At 36.8% G+C, this 22,900-nt stretch carries 19 protein-coding genes; 4 read left to right on the plus strand and 15 right to left on the minus strand.

From position 1 onward, the window contains the following. The first annotated feature begins 131 nt into the window (after positions 1–131). Together DFR57_RS12440 and DFR57_RS12445 are read left to right on the plus strand one after the other, a co-directional pair. Complete coding sequence (locus tag DFR57_RS12440; RefSeq protein WP_114353538.1) at positions 132–473, plus strand: DMT family transporter; 342 nt, start codon at positions 132–134, stop codon at positions 471–473. Further along, positions 473–784, plus strand: a complete 312-nt coding sequence (locus DFR57_RS12445; RefSeq protein ID WP_114353539.1) for a DMT family transporter — start codon at positions 473–475, stop codon at positions 782–784. Before DFR57_RS12440 ends, DFR57_RS12445 begins: the two co-directional genes overlap by 1 nt. Positions 785–988: 204 nt before the next feature. On the opposite strand, the gene DFR57_RS12450 is transcribed toward DFR57_RS12445, so the two are convergent. Beyond that, the gene (locus DFR57_RS12450) at positions 989–2,920 is read right to left on the minus strand and encodes a fructose-1,6-bisphosphatase (protein ID WP_114353540.1); all 1,932 of its coding nucleotides are present in this window, start codon (positions 2,918–2,920) and stop codon (positions 989–991) included. 365 nt (positions 2,921–3,285) lie between these two features. Between DFR57_RS12450 and DFR57_RS12455 the strand changes: the two genes are divergently transcribed. Both DFR57_RS12455 and DFR57_RS18485 read left to right on the plus strand, forming a co-directional pair. Then, positions 3,286–3,402, plus strand: a complete 117-nt coding sequence (locus DFR57_RS12455) for a YjcZ family sporulation protein (RefSeq protein WP_114353541.1) — start codon at positions 3,286–3,288, stop codon at positions 3,400–3,402. 68 nt (positions 3,403–3,470) lie between these two features. Next, complete coding sequence (locus DFR57_RS18485) at positions 3,471–3,752, plus strand: phospholipase (protein WP_114353542.1); 282 nt, start codon at positions 3,471–3,473, stop codon at positions 3,750–3,752. A 99-nt stretch (positions 3,753–3,851) separates the two neighbouring features. Here DFR57_RS18485 and DFR57_RS12465 read toward each other — a convergent pair whose 3' ends face one another. The 14 genes from DFR57_RS12465 to DFR57_RS12530 form a co-directional block, all read right to left on the minus strand. Beyond that, a complete protein-coding gene (locus DFR57_RS12465; protein ID WP_245937462.1) occupies positions 3,852–4,409 on the minus strand; it encodes a DinB family protein in 558 nt (185 codons plus the stop codon). Between the two features lie 396 nt (positions 4,410–4,805). Further along, on the minus strand, positions 4,806–6,437 hold the full coding sequence (locus DFR57_RS12475; RefSeq protein WP_114353544.1) for a metal ABC transporter solute-binding protein, Zn/Mn family: 1,632 nt from the start codon (positions 6,435–6,437) through the stop codon (positions 4,806–4,808). Positions 6,438–6,690: 253 nt separating this feature from the next. Continuing rightward, on the minus strand, positions 6,691–7,566 hold the full coding sequence (locus tag DFR57_RS12480) for a metal ABC transporter permease (protein WP_114353545.1): 876 nt from the start codon (positions 7,564–7,566) through the stop codon (positions 6,691–6,693). Next, positions 7,559–7,798, minus strand: a complete 240-nt coding sequence (locus DFR57_RS12485) for a hypothetical protein (protein ID WP_114353546.1) — start codon at positions 7,796–7,798, stop codon at positions 7,559–7,561. Before DFR57_RS12485 ends, DFR57_RS12480 begins: the two co-directional genes overlap by 8 nt. Before the next feature lie 107 nt (positions 7,799–7,905). After that, complete coding sequence (locus DFR57_RS12490) at positions 7,906–9,078, minus strand: GTP-binding protein (RefSeq protein ID WP_114353547.1); 1,173 nt, start codon at positions 9,076–9,078, stop codon at positions 7,906–7,908. 11 nt (positions 9,079–9,089) lie between these two features. Further along, the gene (locus DFR57_RS12495; RefSeq protein ID WP_114353548.1) at positions 9,090–10,244 is read right to left on the minus strand and encodes an FAD-dependent oxidoreductase; all 1,155 of its coding nucleotides are present in this window, start codon (positions 10,242–10,244) and stop codon (positions 9,090–9,092) included. A gap of 19 nt (positions 10,245–10,263) precedes the next feature. Then, a complete protein-coding gene (rpsN, locus tag DFR57_RS12500) occupies positions 10,264–10,533 on the minus strand; it encodes a 30S ribosomal protein S14 (protein ID WP_114353566.1) in 270 nt (89 codons plus the stop codon). A gap of 634 nt (positions 10,534–11,167) precedes the next feature. Next, complete coding sequence (locus DFR57_RS12505; RefSeq protein WP_114353549.1) at positions 11,168–11,983, minus strand: ABC transporter ATP-binding protein; 816 nt, start codon at positions 11,981–11,983, stop codon at positions 11,168–11,170. Next, the gene (locus DFR57_RS12510; protein ID WP_425450969.1) at positions 11,983–13,017 is read right to left on the minus strand and encodes a FecCD family ABC transporter permease; all 1,035 of its coding nucleotides are present in this window, start codon (positions 13,015–13,017) and stop codon (positions 11,983–11,985) included. The genes DFR57_RS12505 and DFR57_RS12510 overlap by 1 nt, the downstream gene beginning before the upstream one ends. Next, the gene (locus tag DFR57_RS12515) at positions 13,014–14,063 is read right to left on the minus strand and encodes a FecCD family ABC transporter permease (RefSeq protein WP_114353550.1); all 1,050 of its coding nucleotides are present in this window, start codon (positions 14,061–14,063) and stop codon (positions 13,014–13,016) included. The genes DFR57_RS12510 and DFR57_RS12515 overlap by 4 nt, the downstream gene beginning before the upstream one ends. Then, the gene (locus DFR57_RS12520) at positions 14,056–15,135 is read right to left on the minus strand and encodes an iron-siderophore ABC transporter substrate-binding protein (RefSeq protein WP_114353551.1); all 1,080 of its coding nucleotides are present in this window, start codon (positions 15,133–15,135) and stop codon (positions 14,056–14,058) included. Before DFR57_RS12520 ends, DFR57_RS12515 begins: the two co-directional genes overlap by 8 nt. A 554-nt stretch (positions 15,136–15,689) precedes the next feature. Next, positions 15,690–15,815 carry a hypothetical protein gene (locus DFR57_RS18585; protein WP_281270492.1) on the minus strand — a complete coding sequence of 42 codons (126 nt, stop codon included), beginning with the start codon at positions 15,813–15,815 and terminating at the stop codon, positions 15,690–15,692. 436 nt (positions 15,816–16,251) lie between these two features. Next, positions 16,252–16,785, minus strand: a complete 534-nt coding sequence (locus tag DFR57_RS12525) for a hypothetical protein (RefSeq protein ID WP_114353552.1) — start codon at positions 16,783–16,785, stop codon at positions 16,252–16,254. Positions 16,786–17,886: 1,101 nt separating this feature from the next. Continuing rightward, complete coding sequence (locus DFR57_RS12530; protein ID WP_245937463.1) at positions 17,887–22,836, minus strand: 5'-nucleotidase C-terminal domain-containing protein; 4,950 nt, start codon at positions 22,834–22,836, stop codon at positions 17,887–17,889. Positions 22,837–22,900: the final 64 nt, after the last annotated feature.

The raw sequence follows: 22,900 nt of genomic DNA on the forward strand, positions 1-22,900 counted from the left end.
GCAGGCTGTTTCCTTTAAACCTTTCTGCATTAAAGGTAAAGTTGTTATGATAGGAAACACTTTTAGTGATTATGTGGATAAATTTATAATATTTTATGTATAGCTCGCACAGCTTGAAAGGACGGACAACAATGAATAAATACTGGTTTTATGTACTTTTAGCCTCAAGTTTTGAAGTCTATTGGGTCTCTGGTTTAAAGCACTCGGAAAGCTTTGTTGAATGGAGTTTGACCATTGGAGCAATAGTTATCACCTTCTTTTTATTACCACAGACTGCAAAACACCTCCCAATCGGAACTGTTTACGCTGTCTTTGCAGGACTTGGAACGGTTGGAACAGTTTTAGTGGAAGTCATCGTATATGGGGAACCCTTTATTCCGCTAAAAGCAGTGTTGATCGGAACACTTTTAATTGGCGTAATTGGGTTGAAAAAAGTCTCAAGTGAGCCTGTTGAAAGTGAAGGTGTTGCATAATGGCATGGACAGCAGTTCTTATAGCGGGAGTACTAGAAGTAATCGGAGTAATGAATATAAAACGATTAGCCATGAAGAAGTGGGATGCGCTAATTATCATGCCTATTACATTCGGTTTAAGTCTTTCCCTTTTATCCTATGCCATGCAAACATTATCCATGGCTACAGTTTACGGTGTTTGGACAGGTATTGGAACAGTGGGATCAACGGTAATGGGAATGATATTGTACAACGAACCTAGAGACTGGAAAAGATTATTATTTATTTCTATGATACTCGCCTCTGCGGTTGGATTAAAACTTATGTCATGAATCGTATAAGTGAAAAAACAAGTGACGTTAAAAGAAATCTGATTCGCACCTTTACTGGGTGAACACGGCACAGTGATTGTAGTAGATAAATAAAAATTCCAAAACTTGAGCTTTAGCTAAAGAATCTAATAATAAAAAACAGAACCTCCAATTGGAAGTTCTGTTTTTCACTTAATAACAATCATTAGATAGTTTTTCTTCGTATTAATTCATATAACGGTGTTCTAATAAGCTTTTTAATATCTTGATTTCTTGCAATAATTCTTCCCCAGCATTGGTCTCCAATACTTTCTTTCGTTCTAGCTCTTCATCTACTAATCTTCTAACAGATACGACATCTGTACCATTTTCCAGAACATCTTCTTTTGATGTGAATTTTTTGTGTGCCACAAGCTGCATACCAAATGAATTAAATAGTAAAGTATAACCGGATATACCCGTGGTTGATTGATATGGTTTAGAAAATCCTCCATCAATGACCACCATTTTCCCATTCGCTTTGACAGGATTTTCTCCTTCAATTTCTTTAACAGGGGTATGTCCATTAATGATGTGTCCTAAATCTGGATTTAAATCAAAATCCTCTAATATATTACGGCAGATTTCTTCTTTTTCACGCAAATCATAATAAGGATTTTTTACTTCTTTATGCGTTTTCTTATCCTTGATAAAGTATCTCTCAAAGGTCGTCATTTCTCCTTTTCCAAAAAGAGAAGAATATTTTCCTGTCCAGAGATACCAGATCATATCTGTTGCTAAATCATCGGTTTCTTTAGGACGTGCGAAGGCTCGTCTTACATAACCCTCAAAAATATCCAATAGTTCGCGGCCGGAAAACATCGTATTGTCGATTTCCATTTTAGCCATATTGCCTTCTTCATCTAAAGGAACACAGCCATGGATAAGTAAATTATTATTATACTTTAAATAAAGACTGCCCTTTTTCATTAAAAAATTCATATGGCGTGCTAATTTCTCCGAATGTTGAACGGAAAACAACAATTTATCTATTACTTCAATCTCTTCTTCTAATAATTTAGCAGGCTCATTTGGATCTACGGTCTCAAAACACGTATTTTCCAATGGATATGTGTTCCCGCGTATCGTTATTTCATTTGAACTATAATCAACCTTCTCAAGCAGAAGTCTATTTTCCATATTAAAGTTTGTGCGTCTCTTAATGATAGGACTTTCTAGTTTAAATTGAATGATAGCAATAGCCTGATGAATTTTAGTAATCTGAAGCTGTTCATACTCAGATAACTCCTCGCCCTTTTGCAATTTTGGTCTGAATGCTTCATTATCCTCGTAATATTTTTCTGCTAGATTAAGAAGCGGTCTCAAATTGATCCCATAAACATCCTCGATAATATCAAGATTAGCGTAACGAGCACAAATCCGGATGATATTGGCAAGACAAACCTTCGAACCAGCATATGCCCCAATCCATAACACATCATGATTTCCCCATTGAATGTCGACAGAATGATAATTGATCAACGTATCCATAATTTTATCTGGCTCAGGACCTCGGTCATAAATGTCCCCCACCACATGCAGATGGTCAACCACTAGCCTTTGAATCGTGTAAGCAAGACCAACAATCAATTTATCTGCCTGTTCTAGAGTAATAATTTGCTGTACGATCTTCGTATAGTACTGTTGTTTATTGGAGTATTCATCCGTTTTATATAATAACTCCTCGATAATATATACAAACTGTTCTGGTAGAGCTTTCCTTAATTTTGATCGCGTGTACTTGGAAGATACATACGGTATCAGCTTAATCATTTGCTGAATCATCTCTTGACGCCACTTATTTAAATCCTCGTCACGATTAAAGCTATTTTTTATTAGCTTTAATTTTTCTTCAGGATAATAAACTAATGTAGCGAACTCATTAATCTGCTGTTCCGTTAGTTCATCCTCAAAAATATCACTAATTTTTTCTTTTACTTTACCCGCACCATTTCTTAGTACGTGTTGAAAGGCATGGTATTCTCCGTGTAGATCACTTACAAAATGTTCGGTCCCCTTTGGCAGATTTAGAATAGCCTCAAGGTTGATGATTTCTGTGACTATTTTTTCCTCACTTTCATACCTTTGAGCTAGTAAATCTAATAATTTTGTTTTCAAGTTCACCCAGTCCCCCTTCGATCAGCAAATACATGTTTAATTAACTAAAAATTCTGTGAAATATCTCTATTATATACCATAGCACAAGTGAAGTTTAAATCTAAAATATTATTTTTATTGTACTTCTGTGCACAAATACCTTTAATATCGAATTTCTTCATAGAAAAAAAGGGAAAATGGATGTTAGGTAATTTGTTCTTCCATTACTAACATTTGTATCGCAACTATGAATAGATGAAAATTTAAATTTGGCGTTTTTTCATTATATAAAGGCTACTGAACTATACATAAAACCTATCGCTCCATAAGCTGATAAAGAAAGGATGATTTCCTTTTAGGGAATAACTGAAAGAGGTGATTACTAAATGTCAGGTGTAGCAGCAGGATATGGCGGAGGCTTCGCGTTAATCGTAGTATTGTTTGTGCTTCTTATAGTGGTAGGTGCATCATTCGGTGGTTATAACCAAGGATACGACTGTTAAAAAATCCAGAGGGGGTTAATTCCCTCTGGTCTTTTCTCTACCTCATTTAATAAAGGAGAAGAATGATCATGCATCAAAGAAGATCTTATAGAAGGGCAAACTTCTGTGTCTTTCCCGGTTACAGATGGTGTGGACCCGGTTGCAGGGGCCCAGGCGCGCCTATTAACAAAACAGATGCTGCGTGCAAAGCCCATGACGAATGTTATAGAAAAACGGGAAATTATTGCGCTTGTGACGAAGTATTTATAAAAAGACTATCCTCTCTGAAAACACTCCAAACTCAAGAAGGACGGCATGCAAGGTTAATGTTGCAATACATGAAAATACAGGTGATATTGTCATGTCAATAAAGAAAGATAGAAAGTGTGGAATTTCAATAAAAATAATTTGCCAAATAAGAAAAGATTGAAGTAGATGGAAGCATAAGCGAACTCATCTGCTTTCATTTTTTAAAGCCTACCTGCCTTGTGATAATATTTTTTACACAACAAAAAATGATGCCTTTCATGTATTCCTAACAGATCGATACCCTGAATTAGATTAGGATTATTGGCGAGTGGATCTAAGAAACGTATGTGACCAGCTTCATCATCACTTATATTCGCCACAACGGACTCCAATAGCTTGGTTTCCTTATCTATTTCTACTAACAACCACTCAAAACTAACATTAATTTTTTCATATTCTGGTGGAATTAATATAAAAGGAGCCTTCATTGGTTTTTTATTTTTCTCTTTATAGCTAGCGTATATATCTGAACTACATGTTTCATAAGGTTTTTCTTTTCTTAATGTACCAACTGGTCTTGCCAAGGGCACATACACCTTACTTAGTCTTCGAAACCACTTGAGCATTAGGTATAAATGATAATACGTTTCTCCCCATGACCACTTTTCTTCATAAGGTCTGAACCATTCATTTTTTTGATAATAAATCAATTCATCAGCTATTTCTTCTCTCTGTTTATACATTTTTTGAAAGTGCTCTTTCATATATACACTTTTCACCATTCTCCTCCTCTGCACTCATATCCCATTAATTTTCACTATTTACCATAATTATACTAAAAATGATACTATATTGTGTTAAAAACATACTAAGAAAAAAGCATTTGAACTAATTCAAAAACCGAACAAATGGCAGTAGTGTGTAGCCGCCGCTCCTGAAATATACTTCGCTTTCCTCGAGAAGCCGCTGAGCCTCCTCGCGCTTCGCACTGCGGGGTCTCAGCATTGGCTTTTTCATCCTGCAGGAGTCGACATATATTTCATCGGCTAAATTATTACTTGTTCGGATTTTTAGTTAGACACTTTAGTTATGACTCTGCCTCTTTTATCCAATATAAAAATTATTTTTGTTAATGATTAACCAACTCAAATTATTTGCCCAATTAAGTCTTTAAATTAATGTGCCAACATCTCATGAACAATGTTTTCACCCGACATATCTAATGGATAATAGGTTGGCCAATTAGTGACTTCCTCTAATAAACGCTCTCGATCATCTCCGAAATAGATGTGATAATGGTCAGCTTTAGTGGGATAGATACTATGATCACTAAATTGAATAAAGTTTGGAAGTCCTTCTTCTTTTTCTGTTAGTTTAAATATATATCTTACCCCTCTATTTCCTGCGTCATATGTTAAAATTTCATAACCATCATAGCTGTATTGACCAGTATTTTCTTCCCCGTTTTCAAAAAATGTTACTCTATCTCCTTCAATTAAGATACGTTCCACTTTTGTTTTATAGCCGATCTCATAATACTCCTTATATTCTTGAACTGTTTTGTCACCGTTCTCTTCTGCTTTGTGGGCAAAAACGTCATCAAGGGTTCCATCTTGAAGATATGGGTATACAGACTGCCAATCTCCTTCCCAATCAGAAAGGGGGCGATCTTCCACTTGTTCGTCTTCAAAATACCCAGCATAAATTTGTTCTGATTCTTCATCATGTGCGTGACTGTGAGCATGATCATGGTCATCATTTTCAGAAGAATCATCTGAGCGTACTGGGGCATCTATTAATGCTTCTGATAATGCTTCTAAATTAGTACGCATCAGTGTAAAGTAATCCTCATTATTCTCTATATCTTCTTCTGTCAAAACAGATAAGTTGTGTATCCGTAAAGTCTCCGCATTTATTTCTTTCCTTACAACATCGGCAACTTTAGGTGTTACATTTTGTTCGAAAAATACATATTTCAACCCATGATTTTTAGCAATTTCTATAATTTCTTGCAGTTCTTTTTGAGACGGTTCATTTGTTGGACTTAAACCAGAAATAGGAATTTGCTCAATGCCATAGGAGTGTTCCCAATAACCATACGCTGCATGCGATACAATAATCTCATTTCCAGGTAAGCCCTCTATTTTCTCTTTGAATTCTTTATCTAGATTTTCAAGTTCTCCTGTCAACGTTTCAAAGTTCTTATTAAATACCTCTTCTGAATCAGGTTTAATTTCTACAAGCGTATCCTTTATTGTCTCAGCTAACTCAATGGAACGGATTGGATCCAACCAAACGTGTGGATCTTGATCTCCATGATCATGCCCTTCATGTTCATCTTCCGTTTCCTCGTGTTCATGCTCTTCTTCGTGCTCACCTTCTGTTTCCTCATGTTTATGTTCTTCTTGATCATGACTATCGCTGTGCTCAAGTAGATCAATTCCATCGGAAGCTTCTACTGCTTTCACATCTTCTGATTCAATAGCATCTGAAATTTTTTGGGCGTATGGTTCTAAACCTGCTCCATTATAAATAAAAGCGTCCGCTTCTGCTATTTGTATTATCTCTTGTGAGGTAGGCTCAAAATTATGAGGGTCTGAACCAGCTGGTAAAATGGATGCTACCGAAGCTTCATCACCTGCAATTTGTTCAGCAAAATATTGAAGCGGATAAACAGTAGTATAAATCGTCAACTCCTCATCTGGTGCTTTCTCACCTTGACTGTTAGTTGAACCTGCACTCCCACAACCTGTAATAATAAAAATTAGTGTACACAAAACGAGAACTCCTATTAGTTTTTTCAACATTATTATCTCCTTCATTAATTTTTTTGTAACTCCTATTATAAATTCACTTAAAACGAAACCATTACGATTTGAATGTTAAAATTTTAGCTGCTTTTTGAAAAACGAAAGTACTAAATTTTCGATAGACTCTCCTTTAAAGGAGACGTAGCTACCTGAAATCAATTTATACCTGACTAACGTAACCTTTGTTTTCAACCATGTATGAACAAGAATACTAAGAGTGCCTAGCATTCGAGAATAATATAATAGATAGCTACGTTGATTGTTCTATATTTTTATTACTTTTCTTTATCCGAATTTTCTTATTCACCTTTTTATAAGCTAGTGTCACTATAAGTATAAGAATTGCTACCATAACAATGTTTCCACCAGGAGGTACACCTAAATGATAGGCTGATAATATACCAACGATTACAGCAGTCTCTCCTAAAAAAATAGATAAGAAGATAGCTTGTTTAAAGCTTTTTACCAATTTTAAAGCAGAGGCTACTGGTAATGTCATTAAAGCTGAAACGAGCAGAATTCCTACTATCTGCAAAGATGAAGCTATGACTAACGCCACCAACAAAATAAATAGTAGATTAATCCATTTTCCTTTCACACCTGTGACCCTAGCGTGTTCCTCATCAAACGACAAAGCAAATAATTCTTTATAAAACAAGAAAACTAGTAGAATAACAAACACTGTTATCCATAAAACTGTCCACATATTGGAACGACTCACTGCAGCTACGCTCCCAAATAAATAACCAAACAAGTCTGTGTTGAAGCCATCTGCTAAAGAAATGAGAAGGACACCTAGCCCTATACCTCCAGAAAGAATAATAGGAATAGCTAATTCTTCAAAATTTTTATACGCTTTTCGAATCCGCTCAATCAGTACTGCCCCTACTACAGAAAATGCCATTCCCATATAGATAGGATTCCAATCATTTATTACTGACACCTTTTTTTCAATTAATAGACTTGCTGCAATACCTGTTAATGTAATGTGAGAAAGAGCATCAGCAATTAACGAAAGTCTGCGTATAACAATAAAGACACCTAGTAAGGGGGCAACTAAACCAATAAGTAATCCTGTGACTGCTGCGTTTTGCAAAAACTCATAGGTGAAGAATGCTTCAAACATTAGTAAGGCACCCCCACAATGTTATAAAGCCTTTTCTCTTCAGGCTGTCCATAAAACGCAACGTAAAATCTTCCATTTCTACAAATCTCAAAGTGCATTTCCTAGAACCATTTGTTACTACCAATCCCAAGTATTGACCCTTACCTATAGGGGAATTTACGTGCTCTATCGCCCAACCCTTTTCATGCCTAAAAGAGACATTTTTCAATTTCATAATCTTGTCATCCTTCATACTACCCCTCCTGCGACAGTAATTCTCAAGATTGTCGCCCTTTTTCACTGATCTGTATTGGCTAGTAAATAGAAAGCATGCTTTACTGAAACATCCCATTTAGATCGTTAAAATACTGGCAGAGGGTCATGAAAGTTATTCCAATCCTGTTTCATCTCATCGTCCGTTAGCAAGCACATATTTAACCCATGGATAATCTCTTCTTTATTTATATCTATTCCAATGAATACTAGCTCTGTTATTCGATCACCATATACTTTATCCCAGCGAGCGGCTAACTCTTTATCATCATTCAACATTTCGATTTGTTCTTGTTTAGAGTAAGTGGCTATCCAAGCTCCAACGCCCTGAATGGAAAGGGAAGAACCAGCTTGTGAAAGTAAACCACATTTATCATTCCTAGAAGCTAACCAAAAGAAACCTTTCGAACGAATAATACCATCTGGCCAATTTTCCAACCACTTCATCCAACGCTGAGGATGAAATGGCCTTTTACTTTGATACAAAAATGAGTTAATACCATACTCCTGTGTTTCAGGCATATGTTCCTCGTTTAGCTCTTTGATCCACCCTGCCCCCTGACTGGCTTTTTCAAAATCAAACAAATTCGTATGTAACACAGATTTAAGTGGCACCCGGCTATATGTTGTATCGATAATATTCGCTTCTGGATTCAAATGTTTTAAAACAGCTTTTAATTTTTCCTTATCGACTTCCTTGATTAAATCCACTTTATTTAAAAGTATAATGTTAGCAAATTCAATCTGATCTATAATTAAGTCAATAACTTCTCTTACATCTTCCTCATCTGCACCCTGACTACGATCGACTAAATTATCTCCTGATCCATAATCATCCCAAAATCGGTTAGCATCTACGACAGTAACCATGGAGTCTAATTCACAATGGTCGTCGAGGTTAATGCCTAGTTCTTCATCTTTATAAGTGAAGCTTTGGGCAACTGGAATTGGCTCGGATATTCCCGTAGATTCAATCACAATATAATCGATATCAAGCTTAGAAAGTTTTTCTACCTCTTTTATCAAATCTTCGCGTAAGGTACAGCAAATACATCCATTCTGTAGCTCGACTAATTTTTCCTCTGTTCGGCTGAATCCACCACGCTTTACCATAGAAGCATCAATATTAACTTCACTCATGTCATTTACGATAACAGCTAATTTTAAATCTTCTTTATTATGTAACAAGTGATTTAATAGTGTAGTTTTCCCTGAACCCAAATAACCACTTAATACTGTAACTGGTATTTTCTCTGTCAACTTTTTTCCCCCTACGCGTTTTGGGCTATGCGATCAGCTGTTTTTCTTGCTCCCGCAATATTTCTTGAAGTTGGCCCAATTTCTAACTCAGCAAGTGCTCCTGCCACATAAAGTTTTTGTTTCCACTCCAAGGAAGGCGCAACAACAGGGAAGCCACAAGGAGCACATGGGAGATTTAACTTCTTAATAACTGGTGTTAACCACTTTTCTCCTGGCATGCTCGCTTTAGCACCAGTTGCAAGTAACATCGTATTGGCTACCAACCGCTCCCCATCATCCATCTGAATTTCAATGATATCCTCCTTGCATTTAACCTTTTCAAGCTCTCCTGTATAAAAGCGCAGCCTACCAGCCTTCACCTGTTTTTTCAACTTCACATATAGTTCACTTGTTATGGAACCTCGGTGTCTTGCTTCTTGGATTAATTTTCGTCTCTTTTCATAGCAATCTACCTCATAGAAATTTCGTAAATATTTTGGACCTAGCCAGCCTGGATCACTATCAAAGTTATTTATTCTAAATGGATGTCTTTTCAATATAGTAACTGAATTAATTGCACTCTTTCTTGCTAATGTATGAGCAAGATGGGCTGCAGTCATGCCTCCCCCTAAAACAAAAACATCTCCTTTTTCAGGAAGAACCGTTTCTTGATCAAATATATGACGGATATGCTTCTTATCCTCCGCACCGGAAAACCACTGCGGATATTGGGGTTTTCGATTCACACCCATAGCAAGGACGACGTGTTCAGCTTGAATGACTTCATTTGTAAAAAGAGAAACTTCCCAAACACCATCTGATCTCTTTAACCAGTTTACGATCCCTTGCTTCCAACATTCCCGCACGTTTACTTCATCCATTTCATCTATGCTATGCTGATTAAACATATCCAAACGCGGTCTTCGATACCTTCCTTTAAACGGTTGGGCATAGTCAAATTTATGCGCATATTCTTTTAAACTAAACGGATCTTGAGCTATATGATGTACAGATGGAGATCTTAAGTAATCCATACCTATTTTTTCTGTCAGACTTCGCCACACGTGCATTGGTTCAGGGTAAGCATCAATAATTAGAAGATCTTTTCTACAAATTTTCTCTTTAAGAAGCCGATTTGCTATACAGCATCCATGAATCCCTCCACCTATAATGATCCATTTATACATGGAAGCATGCCCCCTTCTCTTACCAGCTTGACTTTTTCACACCAGGAATTTGCCCTTTATGTGCATAATCTCTAAAAGCTATTCGAGACATTTTAAACTTCCTCATATATCCACGAGGTCTCCCTGTCACTTCACATCTCCCTGTTAAACGCGTTGGAGAAGAATCTCGCGGAAGCTTTCTAAGTGCTTGATAATCTCCTTTTTCCTTTAACTCTCTTCGTAGGTCAGCGTATTTTGCTACTAATTCCTGTCTTTTCTTTTCTTTAGCGATTTTTGATTTTTTTGCCACTTTATTCACCTTTCCTTCTGTTATAATAATTCACCAATTTATGCTTATCCCCCCATGATGAAGTTATTTTTTACACTCAACAGTTTTAACAATACTCCTGTCATAACTCCTAATAATTGAGCTTACATTATGTATACATTGAAAGGCATGTATGTTATATTCTTGTATCAAAGCGTAATCATTACGATTTAAAGCAAAAAATTTTTTCATCTCTATTCACACATAGATGAATTTTGATTTTCTTGTTAAACACGTCATCCAAATTTAGAATTATCTTTATTTCTTGAAAAAAGGAAATGTTCGCACAAATTTATATAACTAAAACGGTTTGGGGGTAAGAACCATCATAGGCACCTGTACTTTCTTCATTAAGAGTTAGTCAGTTACCACAAATCGTAATGATTACGTTTTTATATTGTAACCTTTATTTTTTAAAAAGTAAATAGGAATTATTACGATTTATTGCGTAATGTTTTCAAAACAACTCTATAGAAAGACATAGAACTTCTTAAAAAATATATTATTAACTTTTAAACAAGCATCTCTTAACTAAACAGGCTGAAAGAAAAGAACGCTTTCGACAAAATAAAATCTTTGTTCGAAAACGCTCTTGGCTATTCTATATTTTCAAAAATTAAGGGCTTATTTCATGATTCACATGGTAACGTCCTATAGGCACCACAGATGGAGAGCCCGAAACAGGATCCTTGATAACGGTACATTCAAGTCCAAAGATATCTTTAACTAATGGGCTTGTAATAACTTTAGACGGATCACCCTCTGCTAAAAGTCTTCCCTTTTGCAACGCAAAAATATAATCTGCATAACGTGCTGATAAGTTTATATCATGAAGAACCATTACAATCGTCGTTCCATGCTTCCGATTAAGATCTGTAAGCAAATCAAGAATTTCTATCTGATAGGTAATATCTAAAAAGGTCGTTGGTTCATCAAGAAATAAAATGTCTGTTTGCTGAGCCAAAGCCATTGCGATCCAAACACGCTGTCTTTGGCCACCAGAAAGCTCGTCAATACTTTGATTTGCAAGTGCTGTTATATCCATAAGATCCATAGCTTCTGCAACTGCTTCGTAATCTTTTTGTGTCCATCCTCTAAGCAAGGATTGATGTGGGAATCGTCCTCGTCCAACTAAATCCGCTACAGAAATACCTTCTGGCACAATAGGAGATTGTGGTAGCAAACCTAAAACCCGGGCTAATTGTTTTGAAGGGATCTTGCCGATGGGCCTCCCATCTAACGTGACATTTCCACTTGCAGGCTTGATAAGTCTCGCCATTGTTTTAAGTAGCGTTGATTTTCCACAGGCGTTTGCTCCGATAATTACGCTTATTTTATTACTTGGAATAACAAGGCTAACACCTTGGATAATCATTTCATTATCATAACCTGCTACTGTATTTTCAGCCTCAAAAACATGCGTTGCTTTCATTATAAATCTCCTTTTCGATTCATTCGGATTAACAAGAAGAGCAGATATGGCGCCCCTAGTATTCCAGTTATAATCCCAACTGGATATCTAACATCAAAAGCGAATTGTCCAATTAAGTCGCCAGCTAAAACCAAATTAACGCCAACGAGTCCTGCGGGAATGGCGTTTGAAAGGCCAACACCAACCAATCTTTTGGCGATCGGTCCAGATAGAAACGCAACAAATGCAATTGGACCTGTTGTAGCTGTAGCAAGTGCAATCATAGTAACCGCACTAACAATTAGTAAAATTCGTGTTTTGTCCGTATTTATCCCGAGAGAAGTGGCCATTTGTTCTCCAAGCTCTAACATACTTAAATGTTTTCCAAGCATGATGATAATAGGAGCGAAAATTAACACTGTAACACTAAGAGGTGGAAGTTCATGCATTTGGGAACCATTAAGGCTGCCACTGAGCCACCTCAGCGCTGCGGGAATATCTTGCTGGGCACCAACTAACAGAAGATAAGATATTAAAGCGTTGAGCATAGCCTGTATACCAATTCCAACTAAGATCAAACGGCCGATTGAAAAAGTCCTGCCTCTAGAAAATATATAAATTAGTAGTACGGTTGCTAGTCCAGCAATAACGGAAGCAATGGAAACAACAGCACCGCTAGTATGAAGAATTAATATACAAAAAACTGCAGCTGCGCTCGATCCAGCGGTAATGCCAATTACGTCTGGGCTTGCAAGTGGATTTCGGAGCATCGTTTGAAAAGTATTTCCGGCAATCCCAAAAGCAAATCCGGCAAGAAGACCCGTCAACATCCTTGGTAGGCGTATGGTATTCACAGCAAAAGAAACCCCATTCAGTTCTTCACCTAAAAGGACCCTTATAACCTCATTAACCGGATAAATCGTGTTACCTAACAAAAGCATGGTCCAGCAAAGAATAAATGCTAGGCCCGCAAGTAATCCAGTAACAAGAATCCAGCGGCGACGTCTTTTACGCCTACCCGCCATTATAAATTTAACAGAATTATTATTTATCATAGTGATCGCACTTTCAATTTCATAGCTAAAATGATTAGTAATGGAGCGCCTATAAATGCTGTTACGACACCAACTTCAAGCTCACCTGGACTACCGAGTAGTCTTCCGATTACATCGGATATAGTCAGAATAATCGCTCCTGAAATAGCAGACAACGGAATTATATATCGAAGATCAGGTCCAAGCATAAGACGTATAGCATGGGCAGATAAAAGTCCGATAAAGCCAATCGGACCTGCAAGTGCAGTAGTGGCACCGCACAAAAGGACAGCTGCAACTGCTGCAATTAGCCTTAACATACTAGTTTTAATTCCTAAAACTGTGGCCATCTCATCTCCCAGTGCCAATGCATTAAGTGCTGAGGCTGAAAAAATCCCTAACAACATTCCGATAATTAAAAATGGCAAAAAAGTAATAATGGAATCCCAACTACCTGAACCCACACTTCCTACTTGCCAAAACCTAAATTGATCCATGACATAAGAGCGCGGGAGCATGATGGCTGTCACTAGTGAGGACAAAGCTGCACTAGTAGCAGCTCCCGCCAAAACCAGTTTAAGTGGTGTAGCACCGCCACGCCCCATAGAACCAATTCCGAATACAAAAACAGCAGTAATTGCAGCTCCAGCTAAAGCGAACCAGATAAATTGATTGGCAGTACTTATGTTAAAAAAGGCAATACCAGAGACAACAAATAAGGATGCACCTGTGTTCACACCCAGAATGCTAGGGTCCGCAATAGGATTACGGGTGACCGCTTGCATGAGAGCACCCGATACACCGAGTGCAGCACCACAAAATAAACTAAAAACAGTTCGAGAAACCCTCTTACGAACTACATTTGCTCCATACGAATCTGTATTACTATGAAATAATCCATCAATCAATTCATTCCAACTAACAAGTCGAGAACCGAAGGCGAGAGATGCCAACACGCATACAAAAAGCAAGACACCGCAAATCACTAATACTAACGTAAAATTCCTTGGAGCAAATGAATTAAACCGATAGTTGATTGAGTTTGCAGAATCTGTGGAACTACTCATCTATCTTTGAAATAGCTCCTTTAATTAATTCCAAATAATCATCAATGGTATAAGCTATTGAAAGTGGGTTAGGGTTTCCAGATGCCGCCATAGGGGTGCCATTCCCGATAGATACAACGGACCCTCTTTCAATTGCTGGAATTTTGCCTAACACCGGATCAGCTTTAACAGCTTCGTATAAGGTTTCATCACCATATCCAATAAGGATATCAGCATCGTTAAGAATATCAGCATTTTCTGCACTTAAGCTTAAAGAATAGCTTGAGGGATCTGTTATTTCGTTCGTAACACTTTCTGGATATTCCATTCCAAGCTCCTCTAAAAATGCACCACGAGGATCTGTATCTGTATAAAGATGTAATTCAGACATATCATTTGCTGAGAAATTAACCCAGACTACTTTTTTACCTTGCATTTCTGGGTATTCGCTTGCTTTTTCTTGAATTAAATTCTCTGTTTCTTTAATTAGTTGTTCTCCCTCTTCCTTCATTCCCATACCTGTTGCGTTTAACATAACTTGTTCTCGCCAAGTGGTTAACCAAGGGCCATTCTCATATGCGACAACCGGAGCGATTTGACTAAGAAGATCATAGTCTTCCTGCGTAATACCAGAGTACGCTGCTAGAATGACATCTGGGTTGGAATCAGAAATAGCTTCAAAATCAAGGCCATCTGTATCTTGAAAGATATTAGGATCATCTACACCAAGCTCGTCAAGCTTTTCAGCTGTCCAGGGTAAAAGCCCGCTATCATCCTCTACACCATAATTTGCTGCTGAAAAACCAACTGGCACAACTCCCAGTGCAAGAGCAACATCATGATTTGCCCATTGTACGGTAGCTACACTCTCAGGTTTACTATCAATAACCGTTTCGCCAAAAGCGTGTTCCATTTTGATTGGATATTCTGAATCAGCACCTTCAGATTCGCTTGTCTCAGTTTCTGCCGCTTCGGCATTTTCCGCTTCATTTGCATTTGTTTCACTTGATTGCTGCGCAGAACAACCAGCTATGAAAATAGTAATTACTGTCAAAATAATAAATAATAATGAGATTTTTTGTTTTGTAAACATTTTTACCCTTCCTTATCATCAATTGTATTTTAAAAATTCTGTTATTTCTGAGTAAACATTATAGAGAACGACTATTATGTAAAAGTACTATCAAAAAAATGCTATTGCTATTCTTCTTGTTGAAGCAATATACCTTCTTGAACAAAGTAAACTGGTTATGATTAAGAAAAATCAGTTCATTTATAAAAGGTGAATATTCGAATGGCGAACTCCTTTCTCCATTTGATAATGATTATCATTATTAAGGATATACACTCTTTGCTTAGTTGTCAATGGAAAATTGGATCAAAAGCGTCTTCTAGGATAACAAAATACGTTAGTTATTAAGGAAAATGTTAGTTGATAAAGTACTGGATTTTTTACTTTCGATTAATTTAATACTACTCATTCAGTTTTTTTTATGCCTTAAGTGCCAGCAAGTAATAAAAAAGATAATTTCGCTTCTAAAATGAATGCTTCTCATCCTAATAGTACGGAAGAATGGAACCAGTTAATTCACGAATTAACCATTCTCTTTCAAAAAGGTATGGCAACAAACAAATAGAAAAGTGGCTTTATTGTTTATAGAACAAGGCTGATACATCTCCAAGCATGTTGGGAGTGGGGGATGAGTCTAATGGGGGCACTACCACTTGATAATGCGCGTCACTTAGAATTACTAAAAAGTAAATAAGCGTCATCGATAAATACCTTCAGAATATCGATAGAATATAATAGCTAGACCTATTACGCTACGATAGATTCTTTTGAGGTAAAATTATTAGTATTTCATTAATGGAATAGTTTAAAGTAGATCAGTAGTCGAAACTTAAAAGTAGAAGAGGCGCTCCATTAAGTGCAGTAACTTAATGGAGCGCCTCTCACTGTATATTTTATATTTATATCAGATATGTTTTGTGTTGCTAGAATATGAATACTTGTCGTAAGTTAAAGTTGAAGCAATATAAAAGAGTATTTTTCCAACCTGCGATAAATAATTATAGTATCTTACTTGTTGATGGTCGCGAAGGTAATTATATAACTTTTGGCGGATGAATATTGAGTTGTAATCGGCTTTATTTTTCGATTATAATCTGCATATCCTTCAACTTTTGATTGATTTCAAGCAACCAAAACCTATAGTTGGTCTACTATATTAAATATTTCTGTATACCTGATTTGGTCAATGGAATTTTTAGAAGCTTCATGTACATTAATTGACCATTTTAGAATACTTCCATCTTCTTTGTTTAGGATTCCTTGAGTTGCACCTAAAAAATCATATGTACCTGCATCATCATAAGTGTAATTTTTAGATGTGAAAATCGTATAAGGTTTAAATAATTCTAAAAAGAAGACTGGTATTCTTAATTTGTTAAAGGTATCGGTGTAAATGTTTTTAGATGCTTCTTTAAACACTGATTCACCAGATAGTATGATGGCATCATATTCACTAGTGTGAATTGCGTCAAGATCTTCTATAGAAAGCTCTACATACTTTACTCTTGGGTTATCAACCTTTTGTTTAGCACCTATTGTTCCAATGACAAGGCTTTCTCCAGTGTACTTCTCAGATTCGTTACTATCTTTAATATAATCTTTTAAAAAATATCCAGAAGCAAGCAGCAAAATCAAAGCGCATATTAAGCTAATTGTTCTTTTCTTTTTCATTATATTCACCTCAAAATTCCCATTTAAAGCCCTTTTGTAATTCCATTATACTGTTAATTAATTACAAATTCTACAATTTTAGTAACCTCATCTTGGCCAGATTCCATAGATTAAACATCAACTAGGAACATTAATTTCCTCTACCTTATTTAAACTACAAAAAGCCTTTCAAAAGTTCTTTGACTAATGAGAGACTATGCAAAATTATAAATTTATCGTTTGGATCTGCAAAAGTAAGCCATTCACGAATTACATCAGTAAGCTAGCCATTCACAGAAAAGTTTTGACATTATCAGATCATGCCAACCATAAGGTGAGAGTGTGTAATATCTTTAACGGAGGGAGCTAAAAGTATGGTATATCAGGGTTTCGTTGATTTTCACCTGTAACATCTTTAACAATATTTAATCATTTTTTAATGTATTGCATTAGCAAAAAGTTAGTATTTTGCAATTCTGATTGCAACTAAAAAATGGTACCAGATCTGTCATGTTTTACACCAGAAATTGTCATGATTTTTCCAATTTTAATGAACAGAATTACTATAGAAAAACTGCAAGGATTTTGAAATAAAAACCTAAATCCATGATAAGATAAATACTGTATACATTCGCAAATACTTATTATAATTGGGTTATTAGCTATCAATTAGTGAAAAATTAATTCATCGGGTAGGGATAAACGATGAAGTTTACTTTAGAAGATTCTGATGATACACTTCTACGCATTCTCTTTTAGGTTTAATGGGAATATTATAGTCAAAAATCGAGTTTTCCCCATTTCTCATCATTAAAAATTCCTGAAATCAAGTCTAATCCAGCTATCGCAAATAGAGATATCATCAAATCCTATATCATTTGATACTTACAATTCCAATTGTGCGTTAAATTGTTCATATCCTTTCACATGGCATACCTTCTTTTTTGATAAAATGAAATGGTAGTGTGGTCCAAGCGTTTTTGTTAATTATTGATACTGTTATTTATGGCGCTAAACATTATATGTTTCCTACGTTTAGGCAATCCCTAAATCAATAAATGAAAAAAGAGGATGAACCCGCAGTTATACTTAGGGTCCATCCTCTTTTAAATTCACTTAATTTTAGATTATTCTTCTTCTTTGATAATAGTAGAAGAGCAATCCTGCTAGTATAAACATACTACCTAATAGTAATAAATTGAACATATTAGACGCAGTTTCAGGCAACTTTTCATCTAAAGAATCGCCACTTTCTTTTTCAACAACTGACCCTCCACTTGAATCTTCGCTATCTGTTTCGCCTGGGGTTTCATCTGATTCATCTGATTCATCTGACCCATCACTTGAATCTTCGCTACCTGTTTCACCTGGTGTTTCTTCTGATTCATCACCAGAATCATTATCATCGCCAGTCCCTGGTATTTCTTCACCTTCAGCAATTTCAAATACCCCAAAAATACTAAAGTGTTCTGTTTCAGCTGTTACCGTACCATCTGAGTATGTTCCTCCGATAGATTTCCATTCGCCCATCTCTTCATTATAGTAACGAACTTCAACATTTTCATTTTCCAGTTCCCCAACGAAGAACTTCAATGTAACTGGTTCACTAAACTCATGAACTTCTCCTCCGTTAATAGTGAAGTCGAACACCTTACCAATAGCACCTTCTACATCAGTTACTTCTTTTACTTTGATCGTAACATCACCATCCGGAAGTACACTAGAAGGTATAGAAAGACTTGTTAATTTAGCACTAATTATTAATTTAGCATCTTTTAGTTTAAGTTTTTTAATTTGATCAGTTGTAAGCTCTAATTCTATTTCTTCTTCCTCTTCTACATCAACAATTAATTCACCCTGGTCTTTAACTTTGTCTATATTAGCTGTATCAATAGTAGCTTTTCCGTTAGAAACGGCAGGCTTTATTACAACTTGTTCCTGTTCTTCTGGTTCTGGCTCTTCAATGTGCTCTACAATATCAGCCGCTTTTGTTGGCTTTAATTGATATACACCATTAAACACGCTAGAAATACCGGAAACATCCACTATATCTCCATCTTCAAATGTAAAGTTAGAGAATGCTAGTCCGGTACGATTATCTACACGAACAAGAATAGTTTCGCCATCCTTCGTAGCTGTAAACTCGAATGTCCCATAATCGTTCACTTCTTCAAGGCCTGATATCTTTGCACCTTTAAGTATCACTAATTCCCCTTGATTTGAATCATCAATACCTGCTGGTGATAATACAATTGGAGTTGGAATATCGGTACTACCTGTAATCACTAGCTCAGAGACACTTGATAATTGGAATTCACCGTTATAGCTTGCAGTTTTAGCTGTAAGCTTTACAGTATCTCCTACATTCACACTTTCATCGCCAAATACGTAAGTGCCACCTGTTTCATCTTGCATATAAAATCCATCGCTTCCCCATGCTCCTGGAGTTGTTGTGACAATGCCTTCTACAGTAACTTCAGTACCAGGTTCTGCATCACGAGCGTCTGCAATGGTTACTTCACCTAATTCATCACCAGATCCTGTATCAACTTCAACAATACGTCCTTCAGGTCCAATATTAATTGGATTTTCTTCTGTAGTATCTAGGTGTTTTACATAATTTACAAAAGAATCTAAGTCGACAGGACCCATTATTTCATTCTTGCCAAGGTCTTTAATTGGCCCCGCTGAAGTACCCATATAGTTATTAACAGCTAAAGTGTACGTTTCATCTTCATCAATGAGTGTTCCATCCATAAACATAATATCGATAGCTTCAAATGTTGAAGAATCCCATGTATACTTCAATCCACTAACACTGTAGTCAGGTCCATATTGAGCAGATATTTGTTCATCTATAATGTCGTATATATCTGCACCTGTTACTTCAAACTCCATTAATGTGTTACCAAAAGGCATGACATTATATAATTCTCCCCATGTCACTTCACCTTCTAATAAGTGGTCTCTAATCCCTCCACCATTCATCATTGCGAAGTCACTATCCATTGACCATTTCATTGCGTCTGCAATTAAATTACCTAATCCGTGGTCGCCATCCCCTGTATAGCTGCCTGTCATGGTATTAGCGTTATACCCTAATACTTCATTCATCTTGTCAGAAATTAAATCGTCATACTTTTCCAAGATGCCTGTAACAGCTGGATCAGGTTCCATTTCACTTTGATCAACAAATACGATTTCAGCTTCTTTATTTACAATATCTCCTGTTTCACGGTCAATCTCGATATCAACGTCAGCAAAAGCTTTGCCGTATTCTGATGCTTGTACGATTAACTTATTATCTACTATCGCGTCAACCACTTCGTGATTGTGAGCAGCGTAGATAATATCAACTGCATCATCAACATTGTTGGCTAAATTTGCTGAATCACCGGTTGCGGATGAGTCATTTTGAGTAGCTGGCATATGCGCTAAGACAACAATTGCTTCCACACCATCTGCTTGTAACTCTGCAACAGCTTCATTTACTGCAGTAGCTTCGTCAGTAAATTCAATATCTTCGATTCCTGCTGGCATTACCATATTTGCAGAAGCTTGTGTGTTGACACCGATAAAGCCAATCTTTTCTCCGTCCACTTCTGCAACAGCGTAAGGAGGTAAAATCGTTTCGCCAGAATCTTTATAGACACAGTTCGCACAAAGGTTATCAAAATTCATGCCATCGTAATCGGCAGTCCCTAAACCTTCAGGGTGTTCCCCACCATTAACCATACGTAACAATTCATCCGTACCTTCATCAAACTCATGATTACCAACTGTACCAAAATCAAAACCAATCTCTTCCATAATTTCTACAGTAGGTTCATCTTGATATAGACCTGAAACTGGTGAACTTCCACCAATCATGTCGCCGGCATGGACAATTAATGTATTCGGATTATCCTCAGCACGATCTTTGATGAACGCTGATGTGTAATCCATGCGTCCGAACATGCCATCCACCTCACCGTCTCCATCAAGATCAAGTTCATACTCTTGATCAATCTTTCCATGAAGATCGTTCATGCTTAATAATTGTAATTCTAGTATATTTGCTGACGGGGGATCGACAGGATCGGATCCTTCATCATCTACCGCTGTATACCCTTGCGCCTCTGCTTCTTGGGCACTCGCAAAGAAAATACGTTTATCTACTGGTACTTCTGCCCATTCTAAGGGTTCTACATACTCTTTCGTATCTGAATGTCCCACATATCTACTAAAATCTCCGCCTTCAAGAATAGCGCGATATTCAAATGGTTGTTCAATTAATGGATCTGCTGGATCCCAAATACCTCGTTCGTTATCTTTCGCTTCTCTTGTAGCTGCTTGATATGTCTCATATTCTTCTTCGTTACCTACCGGCCATATGAAGTAAGAAGATGCATATCCTTGTTTTACCATTTCTAAGTTAGTATTAATCCCATCTTTATTAATCACTTGCGCTAACAAGCGACCGTATGGGTCCGTTGGTTCTGAGCCGATTTTCAGTGTTACTTCTTCGCCTTCAGGCAATAATGTCTGCAAATATTCTGTCGCAGCATCACCGTGTTGATCTTGGTTATCACCATGAGCTCCATTTGCTGATCCCATGTCTGTTTCTGGTGTATCAATATTTACAAACCGAACACGATCAGCACCTAGTACTGGTGTTTCTAAACGGATAGTATCCCCGTCTGTTACATACATAACCGTTGACGTATATTCACCAGCTGCAGTTGGTGCTTCTGGTTGTTCGTCTGCAAGTGTTATATCACTAGCTTCAGTTGGGATTAGCTGATAGGAATTATATTGACTCATAATAGCAGTCACATCATACCAGTTCCCTTCTTCTAAGGCTGAGATATCTAATGAGCCCTCCATGACACGTAAGGTTGTCCCATTAAAGTCCTCATCCACAATGGAAATATTATAACCACCACCAGCTGGGCTATCCGGAATATTAGTAATATATCCGTTTACCTCCACTAATTCACCCTCATATTTTTCAGCGGTTGATCCATCTGTCATTTCAGCTAATGTAATCAACTGAGGTTCAGGTAAAGATTGGTCTTGATCAATAATTTCAACTGTACTTGGTAAGATTTCTTTTAGACCATTATAGGTTTCTAGCTCACCTGAAACTTTTACTTTATCCCCCTTATTTAATGAAGGAAAATCACCTTGTTCATATGAAAATATATTGATACCTGCTGTATTATCTTGAATATACGTATTATATTGACCATTTCCGATAGCACTAGGACTTGCAAGCACAGTCCCTTCTATCGTCGCGAGCTGCCCATCCCCTAATGCGCGAGCATCAGAAATGTCAATTGCGTCTATTGGTTCTTCAGGCTCTTCGGGTTCTGATGGTACGGATGGATCTACAAATTCAATGCTTGATACATTCTCTAGAGCCTGTTCACCATAATATTCTCCAGTTTCACCAGTAACAATGACTTCTTGTCCCAATGCATTCGGATTAAGCTCTGGACTGAATATATCTCTTTGATCTACTTCTAATTTCACATTTAATGTAGTGGATGTATCCTCAACCGAGTCAGACAATTTCATGGCATAGATTCCATTCAAGCCTTCTACTATAAAGCCTTTAACTGTCGCCTCAACCCCTTGTTCTAATTCGAGGGTTTTTGAAACAGTAAGAAAGTCTTCATCTGATCCAGTAGAATCTACGAACTCAATACTAGATACATACTCGATTGATTCTTGGTTAGAGTAAGTATCCCGTTCACCGGTAACAAGAATTTCTTTACCTAGAGCATCAGAATTATTCTCCGGACTAAATGCATCTCTTTGGTTAGGTTCAAGTTTAACTACAATTGTAGTAGAAGTATCTTCAACCGAGTCCGCTACTTTTATAGCATATTGACCGTTAGTTGGTTCTACTATGTATCCCTCTAATGTCACACCCGTCCCATGTTCTAATTCAAGAGCCTCTGCTACTGTAAGAGGTTCTCCATTTTCCTCTGCGTTTACTACTGGAATAAACGCATTTGAAAAGCTTGCTAGAATTAATATAGCTACTAGAAAACTACTAAAAAACTTTCGAATTGGTAGATGTCTCATTTGTTACCTCCCTGTATATTCCATTTAAGCAACTCATATTCTATCACACAAAATCGAGAAAAAT

Source organism: Saliterribacillus persicus, assembly GCF_003337485.1.
GTDB classification, from domain to species: Bacteria; Bacillota; Bacilli; order Bacillales; family Amphibacillaceae; genus Saliterribacillus; species Saliterribacillus persicus.